This window comes from Kitasatospora sp. NPDC002522 (genome assembly GCF_053595195.1).
The window spans coordinates 237,551-257,223 of record NZ_JBSFXE010000001.1 but is presented as its reverse complement, the minus strand read 5'-3'; the positions used below and the strand labels follow the sequence as shown (position 1 = coordinate 257,223).

General features: G+C 68.4%; 30 protein-coding genes. All 30 read left to right on the top strand.

Going from position 1 to position 19,673, the window contains the following annotated elements:
- The first annotated feature begins 63 nt into the window (after positions 1-63).
- The gene (rfbB, locus tag ACWD4U_RS01185; protein WP_363451074.1) at positions 64-1,041 is read left to right on the top strand and encodes a dTDP-glucose 4,6-dehydratase; all 978 of its coding nucleotides are present in this window, start codon (positions 64-66) and stop codon (positions 1,039-1,041) included.
- Positions 1,038-1,955 (top strand): dTDP-4-dehydrorhamnose reductase, encoded by a 918-nt coding sequence (rfbD, locus tag ACWD4U_RS01180; RefSeq protein ID WP_363451072.1) that lies wholly within the window; start codon positions 1,038-1,040, stop codon positions 1,953-1,955. Before rfbB ends, rfbD begins: the two co-directional genes overlap by 4 nt.
- The gene (locus ACWD4U_RS01175; protein ID WP_363451070.1) at positions 1,952-3,280 is read left to right on the top strand and encodes a polysaccharide biosynthesis protein; all 1,329 of its coding nucleotides are present in this window, start codon (positions 1,952-1,954) and stop codon (positions 3,278-3,280) included. The genes rfbD and ACWD4U_RS01175 overlap by 4 nt, the downstream gene beginning before the upstream one ends.
- A 72-nt stretch (positions 3,281-3,352) precedes the next feature.
- Positions 3,353-4,042 carry a glycosyltransferase family 2 protein gene (locus ACWD4U_RS01170; RefSeq protein ID WP_363451068.1) on the top strand — a complete coding sequence of 230 codons (690 nt, stop codon included), beginning with the start codon at positions 3,353-3,355 and terminating at the stop codon, positions 4,040-4,042.
- Positions 4,039-4,431 carry a DUF2304 domain-containing protein gene (locus tag ACWD4U_RS01165; RefSeq protein ID WP_363451066.1) on the top strand — a complete coding sequence of 131 codons (393 nt, stop codon included), beginning with the start codon at positions 4,039-4,041 and terminating at the stop codon, positions 4,429-4,431. Before ACWD4U_RS01170 ends, ACWD4U_RS01165 begins: the two co-directional genes overlap by 4 nt.
- 4 nt (positions 4,432-4,435) lie before the next feature.
- Positions 4,436-5,344 (top strand): glycosyltransferase family 2 protein, encoded by a 909-nt coding sequence (locus ACWD4U_RS01160; protein ID WP_363451064.1) that lies wholly within the window; start codon positions 4,436-4,438, stop codon positions 5,342-5,344.
- A gap of 32 nt (positions 5,345-5,376) precedes the next feature.
- Complete coding sequence (locus tag ACWD4U_RS01155) at positions 5,377-7,185, top strand: hypothetical protein (RefSeq protein ID WP_363451062.1); 1,809 nt, start codon at positions 5,377-5,379, stop codon at positions 7,183-7,185.
- A gap of 438 nt (positions 7,186-7,623) precedes the next feature.
- Positions 7,624-7,932, top strand: a complete 309-nt coding sequence (gene rpsJ / locus ACWD4U_RS01150) for a 30S ribosomal protein S10 (RefSeq protein ID WP_012785157.1) — start codon at positions 7,624-7,626, stop codon at positions 7,930-7,932.
- Between the two features lie 14 nt (positions 7,933-7,946).
- Positions 7,947-8,594: a 50S ribosomal protein L3 gene (gene rplC, locus ACWD4U_RS01145; RefSeq protein WP_035863529.1), complete on the top strand. Its 648-nt coding sequence runs from the start codon at positions 7,947-7,949 to the stop codon at positions 8,592-8,594.
- Positions 8,595-8,599: 5 nt separating this feature from the next.
- Positions 8,600-9,277 (top strand): 50S ribosomal protein L4, encoded by a 678-nt coding sequence (rplD, locus tag ACWD4U_RS01140; protein WP_363451059.1) that lies wholly within the window; start codon positions 8,600-8,602, stop codon positions 9,275-9,277.
- Entirely contained in the window at positions 9,277-9,594 is a 318-nt protein-coding gene (gene rplW / locus ACWD4U_RS01135; protein WP_033214018.1) for a 50S ribosomal protein L23, read from the top strand. The genes rplD and rplW overlap by 1 nt, the downstream gene beginning before the upstream one ends.
- Positions 9,595-9,639: 45 nt before the next feature.
- Entirely contained in the window at positions 9,640-10,476 is an 837-nt protein-coding gene (gene rplB / locus ACWD4U_RS01130; protein ID WP_449787060.1) for a 50S ribosomal protein L2, read from the top strand.
- An 11-nt stretch (positions 10,477-10,487) separates the two neighbouring features.
- Positions 10,488-10,769: a 30S ribosomal protein S19 gene (gene rpsS / locus ACWD4U_RS01125; RefSeq protein ID WP_043914586.1), complete on the top strand. Its 282-nt coding sequence runs from the start codon at positions 10,488-10,490 to the stop codon at positions 10,767-10,769.
- 60 nt (positions 10,770-10,829) lie between these two features.
- The gene (rplV, locus tag ACWD4U_RS01120; RefSeq protein ID WP_363462168.1) at positions 10,830-11,177 is read left to right on the top strand and encodes a 50S ribosomal protein L22; all 348 of its coding nucleotides are present in this window, start codon (positions 10,830-10,832) and stop codon (positions 11,175-11,177) included.
- On the top strand, positions 11,177-12,001 hold the full coding sequence (gene rpsC / locus ACWD4U_RS01115) for a 30S ribosomal protein S3 (protein ID WP_363462166.1): 825 nt from the start codon (positions 11,177-11,179) through the stop codon (positions 11,999-12,001). The genes rplV and rpsC overlap by 1 nt, the downstream gene beginning before the upstream one ends.
- Positions 12,002-12,005: 4 nt before the next feature.
- On the top strand, positions 12,006-12,425 hold the full coding sequence (gene rplP / locus ACWD4U_RS01110; protein ID WP_014136280.1) for a 50S ribosomal protein L16: 420 nt from the start codon (positions 12,006-12,008) through the stop codon (positions 12,423-12,425).
- Positions 12,425-12,649: a 50S ribosomal protein L29 gene (gene rpmC, locus ACWD4U_RS01105; RefSeq protein ID WP_030457414.1), complete on the top strand. Its 225-nt coding sequence runs from the start codon at positions 12,425-12,427 to the stop codon at positions 12,647-12,649. Before rplP ends, rpmC begins: the two co-directional genes overlap by 1 nt.
- Positions 12,649-12,921, top strand: coding sequence for a 30S ribosomal protein S17 (gene rpsQ, locus ACWD4U_RS01100; RefSeq protein WP_014136278.1), 273 nt, complete (start codon positions 12,649-12,651; stop codon positions 12,919-12,921). The genes rpmC and rpsQ overlap by 1 nt, the downstream gene beginning before the upstream one ends.
- 102 nt (positions 12,922-13,023) lie before the next feature.
- Positions 13,024-13,395 carry a 50S ribosomal protein L14 gene (gene rplN, locus ACWD4U_RS01095; RefSeq protein WP_030263487.1) on the top strand — a complete coding sequence of 124 codons (372 nt, stop codon included), beginning with the start codon at positions 13,024-13,026 and terminating at the stop codon, positions 13,393-13,395.
- 15 nt (positions 13,396-13,410) lie between these two features.
- The gene (gene rplX, locus ACWD4U_RS01090) at positions 13,411-13,722 is read left to right on the top strand and encodes a 50S ribosomal protein L24 (protein ID WP_033214113.1); all 312 of its coding nucleotides are present in this window, start codon (positions 13,411-13,413) and stop codon (positions 13,720-13,722) included.
- Positions 13,722-14,291: a 50S ribosomal protein L5 gene (gene rplE / locus ACWD4U_RS01085; RefSeq protein ID WP_345697573.1), complete on the top strand. Its 570-nt coding sequence runs from the start codon at positions 13,722-13,724 to the stop codon at positions 14,289-14,291. The genes rplX and rplE overlap by 1 nt, the downstream gene beginning before the upstream one ends.
- A 3-nt stretch (positions 14,292-14,294) precedes the next feature.
- Entirely contained in the window at positions 14,295-14,480 is a 186-nt protein-coding gene (locus tag ACWD4U_RS01080) for a type Z 30S ribosomal protein S14 (RefSeq protein WP_008747480.1), read from the top strand.
- 266 nt (positions 14,481-14,746) lie between these two features.
- Positions 14,747-15,154, top strand: a complete 408-nt coding sequence (rpsH, locus tag ACWD4U_RS01075) for a 30S ribosomal protein S8 (protein ID WP_043914570.1) — start codon at positions 14,747-14,749, stop codon at positions 15,152-15,154.
- 22 nt (positions 15,155-15,176) lie between these two features.
- Positions 15,177-15,716 (top strand): 50S ribosomal protein L6, encoded by a 540-nt coding sequence (gene rplF / locus ACWD4U_RS01070; protein ID WP_363462161.1) that lies wholly within the window; start codon positions 15,177-15,179, stop codon positions 15,714-15,716.
- Positions 15,717-15,719: 3 nt separating this feature from the next.
- Positions 15,720-16,103, top strand: coding sequence for a 50S ribosomal protein L18 (gene rplR / locus ACWD4U_RS01065; RefSeq protein WP_035863513.1), 384 nt, complete (start codon positions 15,720-15,722; stop codon positions 16,101-16,103).
- A gap of 48 nt (positions 16,104-16,151) precedes the next feature.
- Complete coding sequence (gene rpsE, locus ACWD4U_RS01060; protein WP_449787059.1) at positions 16,152-16,772, top strand: 30S ribosomal protein S5; 621 nt, start codon at positions 16,152-16,154, stop codon at positions 16,770-16,772.
- Entirely contained in the window at positions 16,772-16,954 is a 183-nt protein-coding gene (gene rpmD / locus ACWD4U_RS01055) for a 50S ribosomal protein L30 (RefSeq protein ID WP_014136270.1), read from the top strand. The genes rpsE and rpmD overlap by 1 nt, the downstream gene beginning before the upstream one ends.
- 2 nt (positions 16,955-16,956) lie before the next feature.
- Entirely contained in the window at positions 16,957-17,409 is a 453-nt protein-coding gene (gene rplO, locus ACWD4U_RS01050) for a 50S ribosomal protein L15 (protein ID WP_449787058.1), read from the top strand.
- 262 nt (positions 17,410-17,671) lie between these two features.
- A complete protein-coding gene (gene secY / locus ACWD4U_RS01045; RefSeq protein WP_363459885.1) occupies positions 17,672-18,979 on the top strand; it encodes a preprotein translocase subunit SecY in 1,308 nt (435 codons plus the stop codon).
- Complete coding sequence (locus ACWD4U_RS01040) at positions 18,979-19,638, top strand: adenylate kinase (RefSeq protein ID WP_363459884.1); 660 nt, start codon at positions 18,979-18,981, stop codon at positions 19,636-19,638. Before secY ends, ACWD4U_RS01040 begins: the two co-directional genes overlap by 1 nt.
- The last annotated feature ends 35 nt before the right edge of the window (positions 19,639-19,673 follow it).

Sequence of the window (19,673 nt, the reverse complement as noted above, 5' to 3'; positions counted from 1 at the left end):
AGGTGTCCGCCCGGTCGGCCCGGGGCCGGGGTACCCCGGCGCGGGCGATAGACTCGCGACACTATGCGCATCCTTGTGACCGGCGGCGCCGGCTTCATCGGTTCTGAGTTCGTCCGCCAGCAGCTGGGAGCGGACGCCACTGCCCAGATCACGGTCTTCGACAAGCTCACCTACTCGGGTGTCGAGGAGAACCTCGCTCCGGTGGCCCACCTCCCGGGCTACCGCTTCGTGCAGGGCGACATCTGCGACGTCGAGGCGGTCGACCAGGTGATGGCCGGCCACGACGTGGTCGTCCACTTCGCCGCCGAGTCGCACGTCGACCGTTCGATCGCGGGCGCGGGCCCGTTCGTGATGACCAACGTGGTCGGCACCCAGGTGCTCCTGGACGCCGCCCGCAAGCACGGCGTCGGCCGCTTCGTGCACATCTCCACGGACGAGGTGTACGGCTCGATCAGCGAGGGCTCCTGGACCGAGGAGTGGCCGCTGGAGCCGAACTCCCCGTACTCCTCCTCCAAGGCGGCCTCCGACCTGCTGGCGCTGGCCTACCACCGCACCCACGGCATGGACGTGGTGGTGACCCGCTGCTCCAACAACTACGGGCACTACCAGTTCCCGGAGAAGGTCATCCCGCTGTTCACGACCAACCTGATCGACGGCAAGAAGGTCCCGCTGTACGGCAACGGCGGCAACATCCGCGACTGGCTGCACGTCTCGGACCACTGCCGCGGCATCGACCTGGCGATGCGCGGCGGCCGCGCCGGGCAGGTCTACAACATCGGCGGCGGCACCGAGGTCACCAACAAGGAGCTCACCGGCCTGCTGCTGGACGCGGCCGGCGCGAGCTGGGACATGGTCGAGTACGTCGAGGACCGCAAGGGCCACGACCTGCGCTACTCGATCGACATCTCCAAGATCAGCAGCGAGCTCGGCTACCAGCCGCAGGTCAAGTTCGAGGACGGCCTGGCCGCCACCATCGCCTGGTACCGCGAGAACCGCGCCTGGTGGGAGCCGCTGAAGGCGAAGGCGGCGCTGCAGAAGTGACCGCGAACACCGCGGGCGCCACCCGCTGGCTGGTCACCGGCGCCGCCGGGATGCTCGGGCAGGACGTGCTGTCCCGCCTCGCCCAGCTCCCGGGCGCCGAGGCCACCGCGCTCGGCCGCGCCGACCTCGACATCACCGACCCGGCCGCCGTGCTCGCCGCGGTCGAGGGCCACCAGGTGGTCGTCAACTGCGCCGCCTGGACCAACGTCGACGGCGCGGAGACCGCCGAGGCCGACGCCACCGCCGTCAACGGCGCCGGCGTCCGCAACCTCGCCGCGGCCTGTGCCAAGGTCGGCGCGGTGCTGCTGCACGTCTCCACCGACTACGTGCTGCCCGGCGACGCCACGCAGCCGTACCCGGAGGACGCCGCCACCGCCCCGGTCAACGCCTACGGCCGCTCCAAGCTGGTCGGCGAGCAGGCCGTGGCCGAACTGCTGCCGGAGCACGGCTACGTGGTCCGCACCGCGTGGCTGTACGGCGAACACGGGAAGAACTTCGTCGCCACCATGCTGCGGCTGGCCGCCCAGCGTGACACCCTCGACGTGGTCGACGACCAGCAGGGCCAGCCCACCTGGTCGTACGCGCTGGCCGGGCGACTGGTCGAGCTCGGCACCGCCGCGCTGGCCGGCACCGCCCCCGCGGGCGTCTACCACGGCACCGCGAGCGGCCGCACCACCTGGTGCGGACTGGCCCGGGAGACCTACCGGCTGGCCGGCCTGGACCCCGAGCGGATCCGCCCGACCACCTCGGCGGCCTTCCCCAGTCCCGCCGTCCGACCCGCTTTCAGTGTGCTCGGCCACGACCGCTGGGCCGCGGCCGGCCTCGCCCCGCTGCCCGACTGGCGCGAGCAGCTGGCAGCCGCGCTGGCCACCCCGGTCTTCGCCGAGCTCGCCGCCGCCGGGAGAAACCGATGAGAGGCGTGTTCGCCAAGCTCGCAACGGCGCTGCCGCCGGGGACCGTCGCGGTCGCCGGCGGCACCGTCGTGCTCGGCGCCGCGTCCTACGTGCACCTCGGCGTGGCCGGGCACAGCCTGTCCACCGACGCGATGGCCAACGTCTCGGTGCTCTGGACGATCGTGATGTCGGTCGGCATCGGCGTGTTCTTCCCGATCGAGCAGGAGCTCACCCGGATCGTCGCCGCCCGCGCGGTCGACGGCCACGGCGCCACCCCGGTGCTGCGCCGGGCCGGCGCGCTGACCGCGGCGATCCTCGGCGCCACCCTGCTGGCGCTCGGCCTGGCGGCCGACCCGCTGGCCGACGCGCTGTTCCACGGCGACCGCTCGCTGGTCGCCGCGCTCGGCGGGGCGTTCACCGGAATGGCCCTGTGCTACCTGACCCGCGGCATCCTGGCCGGCCTCGGCCGGTTCGGCGCCTACGGCACCCAGCTCGCCGTCGACGGCGGCCTGCGGATCGTGCTGGCGGCCGGATGCATGGTGGCCGGGCTGCACTCGGCGCTGGCGTTCAGCCTGGTGCTGGCGGTCGCCCCGGTGGTCGCCGTGCTGGTCACCCTGCCGCCGCTGGTGCGCGGGCTGCGGCCCGGCGGGGTGATCGGCTGGCGGGAGCTGTCCGGCGGCCTCGGCCTGCTGATCTGCTCCACCCTGCTGTCGCAGGTGGTGGTCAACGCCGCGGTGATGAGCACCAAGCTGCTCGCGCCCACCGACAGCGTGCTGATCGCCGCGCTGCTGAACGCGCTGGTGCTGGCCCGGGTGCCGTTGTTCGTCTTCGGCTCGCTGCAGGCCTCGCTGCTCAACGGGCTGTCCGCGGCCTTCGCGGCCGGCGACCGGGCGGCGTTCTCCGCGATGCTGCGCAAGATCGGCCTGGTGGTGGGGGCGCTCGGCGTGGCCGGCGGCATCCCCGCCACGATGCTCGGCCCGTGGCTGATCCAGGTGCTGTTCGGCGCCAAGCCGGTCCTCGGGCACCTGGACTTCTTCCTGCTCTCGCTCGGCACCGTCGCCTACATGTTCGCGATGGTGCTCGGCCAGGCGCTGATGGTCTTCCACCGGCACCACCTGCAACTGCTGTGCTGGGCGGTGGGAACGGCCGTCCTGGTCGGGGTCACCTTCGTGCCCGGCGACGTCGCGACCCGGGTGATCCTGGCGTACGCGCTTGGCTCGCTCGCCACCGTGCTCGGTATGCTGACCGCGCTCAGGCTGAGCTTCCGCGACCGCGCCGCAGCGCCGTCGGCCGAAGCCGACCGCGCCGGAACCGGTCCCGTGCGCGCCTCCGTCTCCGGGGAGTAGAGCGTGCCGATCCTCGACAAGATACCGACCACCGCGCCACCCCCGGCGCGGCCGTCCCACGTTGGAGCCTCTGTGTCCCTATACGACGATGTCTGGCTGGTGATCCCGGCCTACAACGAGGGCCAGGTGATCGCCGACGTGGTGGAGGAGGCCCGCAAGACCTTCCCGAACATCGTCGTGGTGGACGACGGCAGCGCCGACGACACCGCGAAGCACGTCGGCGAGACCGGTGCCCACCTGGTCCGCCACCCGGTGAACCTGGGCCAGGGCGCGGCGCTGCAGACCGGGTTGAAGTACGCCCTGGAGCAGCCCGGCGCCGAGTTCTTCGCCACCTTCGACGCCGACGGCCAGCACCAGACGGCCGACGTCGAGAAGATGGTCGAGCTGCTGCGCACCGGCACCGCCGACGTGGTGCTCGGCTCGCGCTTCATCGAGCAGAACGGCCAGGTGCCGTGGATCAAGCGGGTCGTGCTGCGCACCGCCGCCGCGGTCAGCCCGACCGCGCGCAAGCTCAAGCTGACCGACGCCCACAACGGGCTGCGGGTGCTCAACCGTGAGGCGGCCGGGCGCATCCGGATCACCATGAACGGCATGGCGCACGCCTCCGAGATCGTCAGTTTCCTGGCCGGCTCCGACCTGCGGGTCGCCGAGCTGCCGGTCGACATCCTGTACACCGAATACTCGCGCGCCAAGGGTCAGTCCCTGATCAACGGCGTCAACATCCTCTTCGACATCTCCTTGCGGGAGCGTGGCCGCCGATGAAGTTCTTCTGGATCCAGCTGGTCCTCATCCTGGGCTCGGTCTCGCTGGCACTGATGTTCATCCGGCGCTGGGACCGCGCCAACACCCGCGCCTGGAAGCGCATCGCGTTCTCGGTCTTCGTGATCGCGAACATCTACGCGGTGCTCCGCCCGGGCGACGTCACCTGGCTGGCCCACCAGCTCGGTGTCGGCCGCGGCACCGACCTGGTGCTGTACGTGATGGTGCTGGGCGTCGGCTTCCTGACCCTGAACACCTTCCTGCGCTTCCGCTCGATCGAGAAGAAGCTCACCGACCTGGCCCGCACCGTCGCGATCAACGAGGGCGTGCGCAGCAACGAGGAGCGGCTCAGCACCGACGAGCCCAAGCCCTCCTCCACGCTGAAGGTCTGACCCGGTGGCCGGCTTCGACTTCATGCTCCCGTACTACGGGGACGTGCGACTGATGCAGGACGCCGTGCGCAGCGTCCTGGCCCAGACCGACGGTGACTTCCGCCTCGTGGTGATCGACGACGGCCGCGAGCCGGAGGTCCCCGGCTGGTTCGCCTCGCTCGGCGACGAGCGGGTGCACTACCTGCGCAACGAGCAGAACCTCGGCATCACCAAGAACTTCCAGAAGTGCGTGCGGCTCTCCGAGGCCGAGCACGTGGTCATCATGGGCTGCGACGACCTGCTGCACCCGACCTACCTGGAGACCGTGCGCGCGGTGCTCAAGGAGCACCCGGGCGCGGGCATGGTGCAGCCGGGCGTCGAGGTGATCGACGGCGACGGCAACGTCACCTCCGGCCTGGTCGACCAGACCAAGCGCCGGCTGTACGCGCCCAAGGTGGAGGGGCGCCGGCTGATGGGCGGCGAGGAGCTGGCGGCCAGCGTGCTGCGCGGCAACTGGCTGTACTTCCCGTCCATCTGCTGGCGCGGCGAGGCGCTGCGGCAGGTCAACTTCCGCGACGACTACTCGGTGATCCAGGACCTGGCGCTGGTGGTCGACCTGCTGGAGCTGGGCGAGCAGATGGTGATCGACGGCGGCGCCCCGGTCTTCCAGTACCGCCGGCACGCGGTCAGCGAGTCCTCGGTGCAGGCCTTCTCCGGCTCCCGGTTCACCGAGGCCGAGAAGTACTTCACCGCGGTCGCCGAGCGGATGGACGCCCGCGGCTGGCCCAAGGCCGCCCGCGCGGCCCGGTTCCACAGCGCGTCGCGGCTGCACGCGCTGACCATGCTGCCGGGCGCGCTGCGCCACGGCCGAGCGGACGGCGCCAAGGTGATGGCCCGGCACGCACTGACCGGCGGATCGCGGCAGAGCGGCTGACCATGCCGACGGACAGTCAGGGGGAACGGCGGGTGGACACCATAACCGGCACCGCGGCACGGACCGCGGCGGCGGACGGGCCGGCGCAGCGCGAGCCGTCCGGCGGCGCCGAGCGGCCCGGCAGGCGCGGCCTGTGGGCGTTCGCCCTGCTGGCCGGGTACCTCGCCCAGGCGGCCTTCCGCTGGGTGCTGTCGCGCGGCCACACCTTCCCGGTGATCCACGCGGACGAGGCCTCGTACCTGGCGATCGCCCGGGTGCTGGCCGGCCATCCGACCACCGAGATGCCGGTCGGCGTGGTCATCCCCGGCGGCTACCCGCTGCTGCTGGTCCCGGCCTACCGGCTGGGCCACGACGCGGAGAGCATCTTCCGGCTGGTGATGGCGACCAACGCGCTGGTCAGCGCGCTGGTCTTCCCGCTGGCCTACCTGGCGCTGCGCCGGCTCGCGCTGTCCCGCCCGGCGGCGCTGCTGATCGGCACGGCCGCCGCGGCGCTCGGGCCGGTGGTCTTCTACGCCGAGTACGCGATGTCCGAGACGGTCTTCACGGTCATCCTGCTGGCCTGGGCGATCACCATGCACGGCTGGCTGTCCGCGGGCACGGTGCGCCGCCGCTCCTGGTACGCGGCCGGCACCGGCGCGCTGGCGGCGTACGCGATGGCCACCCACGACCGCGGCGGCGTGGTGGTGGCGCTGACCTGCCTGGTGCTGGTGGCGGCGCTGGTGCGGCGCTGGGCGCCCAGGCGGGCCTCCTGGACCGGGCTGGCGGTGCTGGCGGTCGGCGGCGTGCTGGACAAGCTGTTCGCGATCTGGGTGCAGGCCCAGTTCAAGGACAGCCCGGCCAGCTCGGTCGGCACCCAGGTGGTGAAGAACCTGATCGACACCCACCTGCTGCTGCGCACGCTGAAGCGGGTGGTCGGCCAGTGGTGGTACTTCACCACCAGCTCGTACGGCCTGGCCGCGGTGGCCGTGGTGCTGTGCCTGGTGGCGGTGTTCAGCCGCCGCTTCGCGGTCGCCGACCGGGTGGTCTCGTTCTGCCTGCTCGCCCTGGTGGCCGGGGTGGCGCTGGCCTCCTCGGCGGGCCTGGGCAACGACGCGCGCGTCGACAACTGGGTGTACGCCCGCTACCTGGCCCCGCTGGTGCCGGTCTTCTTCGTGATCGGGGCGGCCGCGCTGGTCCGGCTGACCCGCCGTCAGGTGCTGTGGCTGTGGGCCGGCGGCTCGCTGTTCATGGTGGCCACCGGCGGCGTGGTGGTGCGGCTGGTCGGCCCGGCGCTGCACAAGGTCGACATCATCCCGTGGACCATGCCGGACGCGCTGTTCCTGGCCCACAACTGGACCGAGCTGCACCTCTGGCGCACCACCGCGGGCGCCCTGCTGGTGCTGGCCGGCTGCGTGCTGGTGCGGCTGCTGGCCGGCCGCCGCTCCGGCTGGCTGCTGGGCGTGCTGCTGACCGGCTTCGCGGTGCTGGCCACCTCGGTGATGAGCACCCACATCACCAACCGCTACTACACCGGCTACAAGAAGGCGATCGCGGTCGGCTTCGCCCAGGACGCCGAACTCCGGCCCGGCGACAACCTGGTGATGGAGTGGGACGTCGACTGGGGCCTGCGGATGGCCCAGAGCTACCTGGTCTACCCGGGCCGGGTCTGGACGGTCAGCCTGCGCTACGGCACCCCGCCGCCGGCCGCGGCGAACGTCGCCGTGGTCCCGCTGCCGAAGGACGCCCCGGACGCCGACCCGGCCACCAGCTGGCCGAAGGCCCCGTCCGGCTGGCACGTCGTCAAGGTCAACAAGCACCCCGACCGCGAGTACGGCGGCGGCTACGTGATCTGGCGCCGCTGAGCCCCGTCGAACGTCTGACCAGCTCACCCGCTCGGGTGGATCCGATCATGGTCGGATCCACCCGATTGGCGTCTCGGCCGCGTTCTGTGGCAGGATGTCCGGGTTGCTCGGTTGAGTGCCGATGCTGCGCGCCTCCCGCCGGGAGGACCGGAAGCGAGTCCCATGTACTCGTCGTTCCCGTGAATGGCCGTTCATGTGCCCACGTGCTGTATGTGGGTGCAGTGGTGTGTAAGCGACACCGCGGCAGCTGCGGGGCGAAAGTACGGGAATCTTCCGGGAAGCGTGTGCGGGGCCTCGATCCGGCTCACCTCCCCCAGCAATTCGAGACCGACGAGATTCTTCGCCGGTTTTTTGCAAGCGCGAGTGCGACACGCCCGAGCGCGGGGGTCGGAGGAGGAGTCGTGCGGCAACTCACGAACGAAGGACTACAAGGTAGCCATGGCGGGACAGAAGATCCGCATCCGGCTCAAGGCCTACGACCACGAGGTCATCGACTCCTCGGCGAAGAAGATCGTCGAGACGGTGATCCGTACTGGTGCGCAGGTCGCGGGCCCGGTGCCGCTGCCCACTGAGAAGAACGTGTACTGCGTCATCCGCTCGCCGCACAAGTACAAGGACTCGCGCGAGCACTTCGAGATGCGCACTCACAAGCGTCTGATCGACATCCTCGACCCCACGCCGAAGACGGTTGACTCGCTGATGCGTCTCGACCTGCCGGCCGGTGTCGACATCGAGATCAAGCTCTGAGAGGCGCACCGAAGATGGCTAAGCAGATTAAGGGCATCCTGGGCGAGAAGCTCGGCATGACCCAGGTCTGGGACGAGAACAACCGGGTCGTCCCGGTGACCGTCGTCAAGGCTGGGCCCAATGTCGTGACCCAGGTCCACACCGCCGACAGCCCGGCCGGCTACGACGCCGTGCAGATCGGCTTCGGCGAGATCGACCCCCGCAAGGTGAACAAGCCCCTCCAGGGCCACTTCGCCAAGGCCGGTGTCACCCCCCGCCGCCACCTGGTCGAGCTCCGTACCTCGGACGCGTCCGAGTACACCCTGGGCCAGGAGATCACCGCCGAGCTGTTCGAGGCGGGTGTCAAGGTCGACGTGACCGGCACCTCCAAGGGCAAGGGCTTCGCCGGTGTCATGAAGCGTCACAACTTCAAGGGCCTCGGCGCCGGTCACGGCACCCAGCGCAAGCACCGTTCCCCCGGTTCCATCGGTGGCTGCGCCACCCCGGGCCGTGTGTTCAAGGGCATGCGTATGGCGGGTCGGATGGGTCACGAGCGCGTGACCACCCAGAACCTGACCGTGCACGCGGTCGACGCGGAGAAGGGTCTGCTGCTCATCAAGGGCGCGATCCCGGGTCCGAACGGCGGCCTCGTCCTCGTCCGCACCGCGGCGAAGGGGCTGTGAAGGATATGAGCACCATTGACATTCTGTCGCCGGCCGGCGACAAGGCCGGCAGCCTCGAGCTGCCCGCCGAGATCTTCGACGCCAAGGTCAGCGTTCCGCTGATGCACCAGGTCGTCGTGGCGCAGCTCGCTGCGGCCCGTCAGGGCACTCACAAGGTCAAGCGTCGTGGCGAGGTCCGTGGTGGCGGCAAGAAGCCGTACCGCCAGAAGGGCACCGGTCGTGCCCGTCAGGGCTCGACCCGCGCGCCGCAGTTCGCCGGTGGTGGCGTCGTGCACGGTCCCGTGCCGCGTGACTACTCGCAGCGGACCCCGAAGAAGATGATCGCCGCCGCGCTCCGCGGTGCGCTCACGGACCGGGCCCGCCACAACCGCATCCACGTCGTCACCGGCGTGGTTGCCACCGAGGCGCCGTCGACCAAGGCCGCGAAGAGCCTGCTCGGCAAGATCTCCGAGCGCAAGAACCTCCTCCTGGTGGTCGAGCGCGAGGACGAGCTGGGCATCCTGTCCGCCCGCAACCTGGCGAACGTGCACATCCTGGACGCCGGCCAGCTGAACACCTACGACGTGCTCGTCTCCGACGATGTGGTCTTCACCCAGGCCGCCTTCGAGCGTTTCGTGGCCGGTCCGGCCGCGTCCGCCAAGGCCGTTGCTGCTGAGGGCGAGCTCGAAGGGACTGCCGCCTGATGAGCGAGATCACCTCCAAGACGTTCACGGACCCCCGTGACGTCCTGATCAAGCCGGTCATCTCCGAGAAGAGCTACTCGCTCCTCGACGAGAACAAGTACACGTTCGTCGTGGCTCCCGGTGCCAACAAGACCCAGATCAAGCAGGCCGTCGAGGCGGTCTTCTCGGTCAAGGTCGAGGCCGTGAACACGCTGAACCGCCAGGGCAAGCGCAAGCGCTCCCGCACCGGTTTCGGCAAGCGCAAGGACACCAAGCGCGCGATCGTGACGCTGGCCGAGGGCAACCGCATCGACATCTTCGGTGGTCCGGTCGCCTGACCCTAGGGTCAGGGACTGCGATCGTCGTCAAGGACGAGGACAGAAATGGGTATCCGCAAGTACAAGCCGACTACGCCGGGCCGCCGTGGCTCCAGCGTGGCCGACTTCGTCGAAATCACGCGGTCCACGCCGGAGAAGTCGCTGGTTCGCCCGCTGCACAGCAAGGGCGGCCGTAACAACGCCGGTCGTGTCACTGCTCGCCACCAGGGTGGCGGTCACAAGCGCGCCTACCGTCTGATCGACTTCCGTCGTCACGACAAGGACGGCGTGCCGGCCAAGGTCGCGCACATCGAGTACGACCCGAACCGCACTGCGCGCATCGCGCTCCTGCACTACGCGGACGGCGAGAAGCGCTACATCATCGCCCCCCGCGGCGTGGCGCAGGGTGACCGGATCGAGAACGGCCCCGGGGCCGACATCAAGCCGGGCAACAACCTGCCGCTGCGCAACATCCCGGTCGGTACCACCATCCACGCGGTGGAGCTCCGTCCCGGCGGTGGCGCCAAGATGGCCCGCTCCGCGGGTGCCGGCATCCAGCTGCTCGCCCGTGAGGGTCGCATGGCGCACCTGCGCATGCCCTCCGGCGAGATCCGCCTGGTGGACGCGCGCTGCCGCGCGACCGTCGGCGAGGTCGGCAACGCCGAGCAGTCGAACATCAACTGGGGCAAGGCCGGCCGTATGCGCTGGAAGGGCGTCCGCCCGACCGTGCGTGGTGTGGCCATGAACCCGATCGACCACCCGCACGGTGGTGGTGAGGGTAAGACCTCCGGTGGTCGCCACCCGGTCTCGCCGTGGGGCAAGCCCGAGGGCCGCACCCGTCGCCCGAACAAGGCGTCGGACAAGCTCATCGTGCGCCGCCGCAAGACCAACAAGAAGCGCTAGGAGCAGGTCAGATGCCGCGCAGTCTCAAGAAGGGCCCCTTCATCGACGGCCACCTTCAGAAGAAGGTGGACGTGCAGAACGAGGCGGGCACGCAGAACGTCATCAAGACCTGGTCCCGTCGTTCCGTGATCTCCCCGGCCATGCTCGGCCACACGATCGCGGTACACGATGGCCGCAAGCACGTCCCGGTGTTCGTCACCGAGTCGATGGTCGGCCACAAGCTCGGCGAGTTCGCTCCCACGCGCACCTTCAAGGGGCACGTGAAGGAAGACCGCAAGTCGAAGCGCCGCTAATCGCTTCCGAGCTTTAAGCGCCAGTAAGACTCAGTGACTTAACTCCTTAAGGGGACAACCATGGAAGCCAGGGCTCAGGCGCGGTACATCCGCGTGACGCCCATGAAGGCCCGCCGCGTGGTGGACCTCATCCGCGGCCTGCCGGCTGCGGAGGCCCAGGCGGTCCTGCGTTTCGCTCCGCAGGCCGCCACCGTGCCGGTCGGCAAGGTGCTCAACAGCGCCATTGCCAACGCCGCGCACAACTACAACCACTCCAACGTGGACGACCTCTACATCTCCGAGGCGTACGTTGACGAGGGCCCGACCCTGAAGCGGTTCCGTCCGCGTGCCCAGGGCCGTGCCTACCGGATCCGCAAGCGGACCAGCCACATCACCGTGGTCGTCAGCAGCAAGGAAGGGACCCGGTAATGGGCCAGAAGGTTAACCCGCACGGGTTCCGCCTCGGCATCAGCACGGACTTCAAGTCCCGCTGGTACGCCGACAAGCTGTACAAGGACTACGTCAAGGAAGACGTCGCCATCCGGCGTCTCATGACGAAGGGCATGGAGCGCGCCGGCATCTCGAAGGTGGAGATCGAGCGCACCCGTGACCGCGTCCGCGTGGACATCCACACCGCCCGTCCGGGCATCGTGATCGGCCGCCGCGGCGCGGAGGCCGACAAGATCCGGGGCAACCTGGAGAAGCTGACCGGCAAGCAGGTCCAGCTGAACATCCTCGAGGTCAAGAACCCCGAGCTGGACGCCCAGCTCGTGGCTCAGGGCGTCGCGGAGCAGCTGTCCTCCCGCGTCTCCTTCCGTCGCGCCATGCGTAAGAGCATGCAGTCGACCATGAAGGCCGGCGCCAAGGGCATCAAGGTCCAGTGCTCCGGTCGTCTCGGCGGCGCCGAGATGAGCCGTTCGGAGTTCTACCGCGAAGGCCGTGTGCCGCTGCACACCCTGCGCGCGAACGTCGACTACGGCTTCTTCGAGGCCAAGACCACCTTCGGCCGCATCGGCGTGAAGGTCTGGATCTACAAGGGCGACGTCAAGAACATCGCCGAGGTCCGCGCTGAGAACGCCGCTGCCCGCTCGGGCAACCGCCCGGCCCGTCCCGAGGGTGGTCGTCCCGCCCGCGGTGGCGAGCGCCGTGGTGGCGAGCGTGGTGGCCGCGGCCGTCGTCCCGCCGCTGCCGAGGCCACTGCGGCCCCGGTGACCGAGGCGCCGGCTGCCGAGAACACCGGAACGGAGGCCTGACCCCATGCTGATCCCTCGCCGGGTCAAGCACCGCAAGCAGCACCACCCGAAGCGCCGTGGCGCTTCCAAGGGTGGCACCGAGCTGGCGTTCGGCCAGTTCGGCATCCAGGCCGTCACCCCGGCCTACGTGACGAACCGTCAGATCGAGTCCGCTCGTATCGCGATCACCCGTCACATCCGCCGTGGCGGCAAGGTCTGGATCAACATCTACCCGGACCGCCCGCTCACCAAGAAGCCGGCCGAGACCCGCATGGGTTCCGGTAAGGGTTCGCCGGAGTGGTGGATCGCGAACGTGCACCCGGGCCGGGTCATGTTCGAGCTGTCGTACCCGAACGAGAAGATTGCCCGCGAGGCGCTCACGCGTGCCGCGCACAAGCTTCCGATGAAGTGCCGGATCGTTCGGCGCGAGGACGGTGAAAGCTGATGTCGGCCGCTACCAAGGCTGCGGAGCTTCGCGAGCTGGACAACGAGGCCCTCGTTGCGAAGCTGCGTGAGGCCAAGGAGGAGCTGTTCAACCTCCGCTTCCAGGCGGCGACCGGGCAGCTCGACAACCACGGCCGGCTTCGGCTGGTCCGTAAGGACATCGCGCGGATCTACACCCTGATGCGCGAGCGCGAGCTGGGCATCGAGACGGTGGAGAACGCCTGATGACTGAGAACACCAACGAGACGCGCGGTTTCCGCAAGACCCGTGAGGGTCTCGTCGTCAGCGACAAGATGGACAAGACCGTCGTCGTCGCCGTCGAGGACCGCGTCAAGCACGCGCTGTACGGCAAGGTCATCCGCCGTACCAACAAGCTGAAGGCGCACGACGAGCAGAACGCGTGCGGTGTCGGCGACCGTGTCCTCCTGATGGAGACCCGGCCGCTGTCCGCGACGAAGCGCTGGCGCGTCGTCGAGATCCTCGAGAAGGCCAAGTAACAAGGTTGTTCGCGGTACGGCCGTATGTGCACCAGACCCCCAGGGGTGCGGGTGTGAGCAGCGGCCGGCCCGTCAACACTTGTTGACGATCAGGAGAAAGCTGTGATCCAGCAGGAGTCGCGACTGCGCGTCGCCGACAACACGGGTGCCAAGGAGATTCTCTGCATCCGCGTTCTCGGTGGCTCCGGTCGCCGCTACGCCGGTATCGGGGACGTCATCGTCGCCACCGTCAAGGACGCGATCCCCGGCGGTTCGGTGAAGAAGGGTGACGTCGTCAAGTGCGTCATCGTTCGCACCGTCAAGGAGCGCCGCCGTCCGGACGGTTCGTACATCCGCTTCGACGAGAACGCCGCTGTGGTTCTCAAGAACACCGATGGCGACCCCCGCGGTACCCGCATCTTCGGCCCGGTGGGCCGCGAGCTGCGTGACAAGAAGTTCATGAAGATCATCTCGCTGGCGCCGGAGGTGCTCTAACCCATGGCGAACAGCATGAAGATCAAGAAGGGTGACCTGGTCCAGGTCATCACCGGCAAGGACAAGGGCAAGCAGGGCAAGGTCATCCAGGCCATCCCCGCTGAGAACAAGGTCCTGGTCGAGGGTGTCAACCGGGTCAAGAAGCACACCAAGCCGGGCCCCGGCACGCAGGGTGGCATCGTGACCGTCGAGGCCCCGGTGCACGTCTCCAACGTCCAGCTGGTCGTGGAGAAGGACGGCAAGAAGGTCGTTACCCGCGTCGGCTACCGCTTTGACGACCAGGGCAACAAGATCCGCGTTGCCAAGCGGACCGGTGAGGACATCTGATGTCTGAGACGACTGTTGAGAAGGTGACCCCCCGTCTCAAGGAGCGTTACAACTCCGAGATCAAGGGTCAGCTGCACGAGCAGTTCTCGTACGAGAACGTCATGCTGATCCCCGGCCTGGTCAAGGTCGTGGTCAACATGGGTGTCGGCGAGGCCGCCCGTGACAGCAAGCTGATCGAAGGCGCCATCAAGGACCTGACCGCGATCACCGGTCAGAAGCCGGCCGTGACCAAGGCCCGCAAGTCCATCGCGCAGTTCAAGCTGCGCGAGGGTCAGCCGATCGGCGCCCACGTCACCCTCCGTGGTGACCGCATGTGGGAGTTCGTGGACCGTCTGGTGTCGCTGGCTCTGCCGCGTATCCGTGACTTCCGCGGCCTCTCGCCCAAGCAGTTCGACGGCCGTGGCAACTACACCTTCGGTCTGACCGAGCAGGTCATGTTCCACGAGATCGACCAGGACAAGGTCGACCGTCAGCGCGGTATGGACATCACCGTCGTGACCACCGCTCAGACCGACGATGAGGGCCGGGCGCTCCTGCGCGCTCTGGGCTTCCCGTTCAAGGAGGCGTGAGCCATGGCGAAGAAGGCCCTGATCGCTAAGTCCGAGCGCAAGCCGAAGTTCGGCGTCCGGGCTTACACCCGGTGCCAGCGCTGCGGCCGCCCGCACTCGGTGTACCGCAAGTTCGGCCTGTGCCGTGTGTGCCTCCGTGAGATGGCGCACCGCGGCGAGCTGCCGGGCGTGACCAAGAGCTCCTGGTAGTCCTTACCAGCTGCTCTGACCAGCGAAGCAGTGGTGCCCGGCCCCCGATTTTTGGGTTCCTGTACCGGATCCCGTAAGGTTGTGGGGTCGGGCCCCTGCCGCAGCGCCCCTTCCGGGTAGCCTGCGGCTCTCGTTTGAGGGCTCGCACAACCCAGTCTTACTACGTCGTAGGTCCCCTGCGCTTGTGCCCCTTTCGCACTCTTTCACGAGTGCGCGAAGGGGGACCTGGTGCGGAGAAACCACGGCGAGAGAGGCCTGAGGCCACCATGACCATGACCGACCCCATCGCAGACATGCTCACTCGTCTGCGTAACGCCAACTCGGCGTACCACGACTCCGTCGTGATGCCGTCGAGCAAGATCAAGGCGCATGTCGCCGAGATCCTGCAGCAGGAGGGGTACATCTCCTCCTACAAGGTTGAGGACCCCACCGAGAACGAGGTCGGCAAGAAGCTGACCATCGAGCTCAAGTTCGGTCCGAACCGTGAGCGCTCCATCGCCGGCATCAAGCGCATCAGCAAGCCGGGTCTGCGTGTTTACGCAAAGTCCACCAACCTGCCGAAGGTTCTCGGCGGCCTGGGCGTGGCGATCATCTCCACGTCCTCCGGCCTCCTGACCGACAAGCAGGCCGCCAAGAAGGGCGTAGGCGGAGAAGTTCTCGCCTACGTCTGGTAATCCGGGAAACGGAGGTACAGCAATGTCGCGCATTGGACGGCTGCCCATCCAGGTTCCCGCTGGTGTGGACGTCACCATCGACGGCCAGACGGTCTCGGTGAAGGGCCCCAAGGGCTCCCTCACCCACGTCGTCGCCGCGCCGATCGAAATCGGCAAGGGCGAGGACGGCACTCTGCTCGTCACCCGCCCGAACGACGAGCGTCAGTCGAAGGCCCTGCACGGCCTTTCGCGCACGCTGGTGGCGAACATGATCACCGGCGTGACCGCGGGCTACCGCAAGTCGCTGGAGATCAGCGGTGTCGGTTACCGAGTCACGGCGAAGGGCTCCAACATGGAGTTCGCGCTGGGCTACAGCCACCCGATCCTGGTCGAGGCGCCGGAGGGCATCTCCTTCGTCGTCGAGTCGCCCACCAAGTTCCACGTGGACGGCACCGACAAGCAGAAGGTCGGCGAGATCGCCGCGAAGATCCGCAAGCTGCGCAAGCCCGACCCGTACAAGGCCAAGGGCGTCAAGTACGCGGGCGAGGTCATCCGCCGCAAGGTCGGAAAGAGTGGTAAGTAAGCGATGAGCGTCTCTGTCAAGATCGGCAAGGGCAACGCCTACAAGAACGCCGCCCGCAAGCGCCGCGCCATCCGCGTTCGCAAGCGCGTCGTCGGCACCGAGGTGCGTCCGCGCCTCGTCGTGACGCGTTCGAACCGCCACATGGTCGCCCAGGTCATCGACGATGCCAAGGGTCACACCCTGGCGTCGGCGTCCACCCTCGATGTGTCCATCAAGGGCACCGAGGGCGACAAGACCGAGCTGGCCAAGAAGGTCGGAAGCCTGGTCGCCGAGCGCGCCAAGGCCGCCGGCGTCGAGTCGGTCGTCTTCGACCGCGCGGGCAACCGGTACGCCGGCCGCATCGCCGCCCTGGCGGACGCGGCCCGCGAGGCCGGGCTCGACTTCTAAGCCGCTCGTCGACTCTGTCGACGGACGTAAACGAGAGAGGTAATTCCAATGGCTGGACCCCAGCGCCGCGAAGGCGGCGCCGGTCGCGGCACCGGTGGCGAGCGGCGCGACCGTAAGCGTGACGATCGGGGCGGAGCCCCGGTCGCCGAGAAGACCGCTTACGTCGAGCGCGTGGTCGCGATCAACCGTGTCGCCAAGGTTGTCAAGGGTGGTCGTCGTTTCAGCTTCACCGCGCTGGTCGTGGTGGGCGACGGTGACGGCACCGTGGGTGTCGGTTACGGCAAGGCGAAGGAGGTTCCGGCCGCCATCGCCAAGGGTGTTGAGGAGGCCAAGAAGAACTTCTTCAAGGTCCCCCGTATCCAGGGCACCATCCCGCACCCGATCCAGGGCGAGAAGGCCGCCGGCGTCGTGCTGCTGAAGCCGGCGTCCCCCGGTACCGGTGTTATCGCCGGTGGCCCGGTGCGTGCCGTCCTGGAGTGCGCCGGCGTCCACGACATCCTGTCGAAGTCGCTCGGCTCGGACAACGCGATCAACATCGTGCACGCCACCGTGGCCGCTCTGAAGGGCCTCGTGCGCCCCGAGGAGATCGCCGCCCGTCGTGGCCTGCCCCTGGAGGACGTGGCCCCGGCCGCGCTGCTCCGGGCCCGTGCGGCTGGGGTGAGCGCCTGATGGCTCGCCTGAAGGTCACCCAGACCAAGTCGTACATCGGTAGCAAGCAGAACCACCGTGACACCCTGCGTTCGCTCGGCCTCAAGCGGCTGAACGACACCGTGGTGAAGGAGGACCGCCCGGAGATCCGCGGCATGGTCCACACCGTTCGTCACCTCGTCACGGTCGAGGAGGTGGACTGATCATGTCTGACAACCCGATCAAGATCCACAACCTGCGTCCCGCCCCGGGCGCCAAGACCGACAAGATCCGCGTCGGTCGTGGTGAGGGCTCCAAGGGTAAGACCGCCGGTCGTGGTACCAAGGGCACCAAGGCCCGCTACCAGGTTCCGCAGCGCTTCGAGGGTGGCCAGATGCCCCTCCACATGCGCCTGCCGAAGCTGAAGGGCTTCAAGAACCCGGCCCACAAGCAGTTCCAGGTCGTGAACCTGGACCGCCTGGCCGAGCTCTACCCGAACGGTGGCGAGGTCACCGTGGCCGACCTGATCGCGAAGGGCGCCGTTCGCAAGAACGAGCTCGTCAAGGTCCTCGGCCAGGGCGACATCGCGGTGGCGCTGCAGGTGACGGTCGACGCCGTCTCCGGCTCCGCCGCCGAGAAGATCACCGCCGCCGGCGGCTCGGTCACCGAGCTGCTGTGACGTCGTCGATCTGACGCACGGACAGAAACCGGGCCCCGGCCCGCCTTTGTGAAAGGCGGGCCGGGGCCCGGCCGCGTTTCCGGCGGGAACGCGTGTGCTGGATTTGTGTGTCAAACCCGGGCAAGCCGTACCCCGTGAGTGGGGGAGCGGCGGTACGCGCTTCTGCCAAGTACCCGGGCACTGTTAGAGTCCCTGAAGTTCCCTTTCCCCACATCAGGACCGACCCTTCCGCCGACGACGCGCGGGAGGCGCAGGAGGCACCGTGCTCAGTGCGTTCGCGCGGGCGTTCCAGACGCCCGACCTGCGCAAGAAGCTGCTGTTCACGCTGGGCATCATGGTGCTGTTCCGGCTGGGCGCGCACATCCCCGTACCAGGGGTCAACTTCACGTACGTGCACGAATGCGTGAAGGAGAGCAAGCAAGGCCTGTTCGGCCTGGTCAACCTGTTCAGCGGCGGCGCGCTGCTGCAGTTGACCATCTTCGCGCTCGGCATCATGCCGTACATCACGGCCAGCATCATCCTGCAGCTGCTCACCGTCGTCATTCCGCGACTCGAGGCGCTGAAGAAGGAGGGGCAGGCCGGTAACGCGAAGATCACCCAGTACACCCGGTACCTGACCATCGCGCTGGCGGTGCTCCAGGGCACCGGCATCATCGCGACCGCGTCCAGCGGCGCCCTGTTCTCGGGCTGTGTCTACGCCCGGGACATCGTGCCCGACCAGTCGATCTTCCGGATCGCCACGATGGTCGTGATCATGACCGCGGGCACCACCGTGATCATGTGGCTGGGTGAGCTGATCACCGACCGCGGCATCGGCAACGGCATGTCCATCCTGATCTTCACCTCGATCGCCGCCGGTTTCCCGGGCTCGATGTGGGCGATCAAGCAGTCCGGCAAGCTGCTGGACGGCTGGGGCGAGTTCGCCTCGGTGATCCTGGTCGGCATCATCGTGGTCTGCCTGGTCATCTTCGTCGAGCAGGCGCAGCGCCGGATCCCGGTGCAGTACGCGAAGCGGATGATCGGCCGCCGGGCGTTCGGCGGAACCTCGACCTACATCCCGCTGAAGGTCAACCAGGCCGGTGTGATCCCGGTCATCTTCGCCTCGTCGCTGCTGTACATCCCGGCGCTCGTGGTGCAGCTGACGAACTCTCAGGCCGGCTGGGCGATCTGGGTCAAGAACCACTTCGTCAAGGGCGACCACCCGATCTACATGGTCACGTACTTCGTGCTGATCGTGTTCTTCGCCTTCTTCTACGTGGCCATCTCCTTCAACCCCGAAGAAGTTGCCGACAATATGAAGAAGTATGGTGGCTTCATCCCGGGCATCCGGGCCGGCCGACCGACGGCCGAGTACCTGAACTACGTGCTCACCCGCATCACGTGGCCGGGGTCGCTCTACCTGGGCCTGATCGCGTTGATCCCGATGATCGCCCTGGTCGCCTTCGGACAGCAGACCAACTTCCCGTTCGGCGGCACCTCCGTGCTCATCGTCGTCGGCGTCGGACTCGAAACTGTGAAGCAGATCGAGAGCCAACTCCAGCAGCGCAATTACGAAGGGTTCCTCCGCTGATGCGAATCGTCCTCGTCGGACCCCCCGGGGCCGGGAAGGGTACTCAGGCGCACGTTCTGGCCAAGACCCTGTCCATTCCCCACATCTCGACCGGTGACCTGTTCCGCGCCAACATCAGCCAGGGCACCCCGCTGGGCCTCGAGGCGAAGGCGTACATGGACGCCGGCCGCCTGGTGCCCGACGAGGTGACCATCGGGATGGCCAAGGACCGGATGCTCCAGGAGGACGCCGCCGCCGGCTTCCTGCTGGACGGCTTCCCGCGCAACCTTGGCCAGGCCGAGGCGCTGGACGGGTTCCTCGCCGAGCAGGGCATCACGCTGGACGGCGTGCTGGACCTGGAGGTCCCCGAGGACGAGGTCGTCAAGCGGATCGCCGGTCGCCGGCTGTGCCGCAACAACGGCGCCCACGTGTTCCACGTGGTGTACAACCCGCCGAAGGTCGAGGGCGTCTGCGACGAGTGCGGCGGAGAGCTGTACCAGCGCTCCGACGACACCGAGGAAGCCGTCCGGGTCCGCCTGGAGGAGTACCACTCCAAGACGGAGCCGATCATCGGCTACTACCAGGAGCAGGGCCTCCTGGTGACCATCTCCGCCCTCGGCAAGGTGGACGAGGTGACCGAGCGCGCGGTCGCCGCCCTGGAGCAGAAGAAGAACGCCTGAGCCGCGTCCGAGACGGCCGGGCCGCCCCGCGAGGG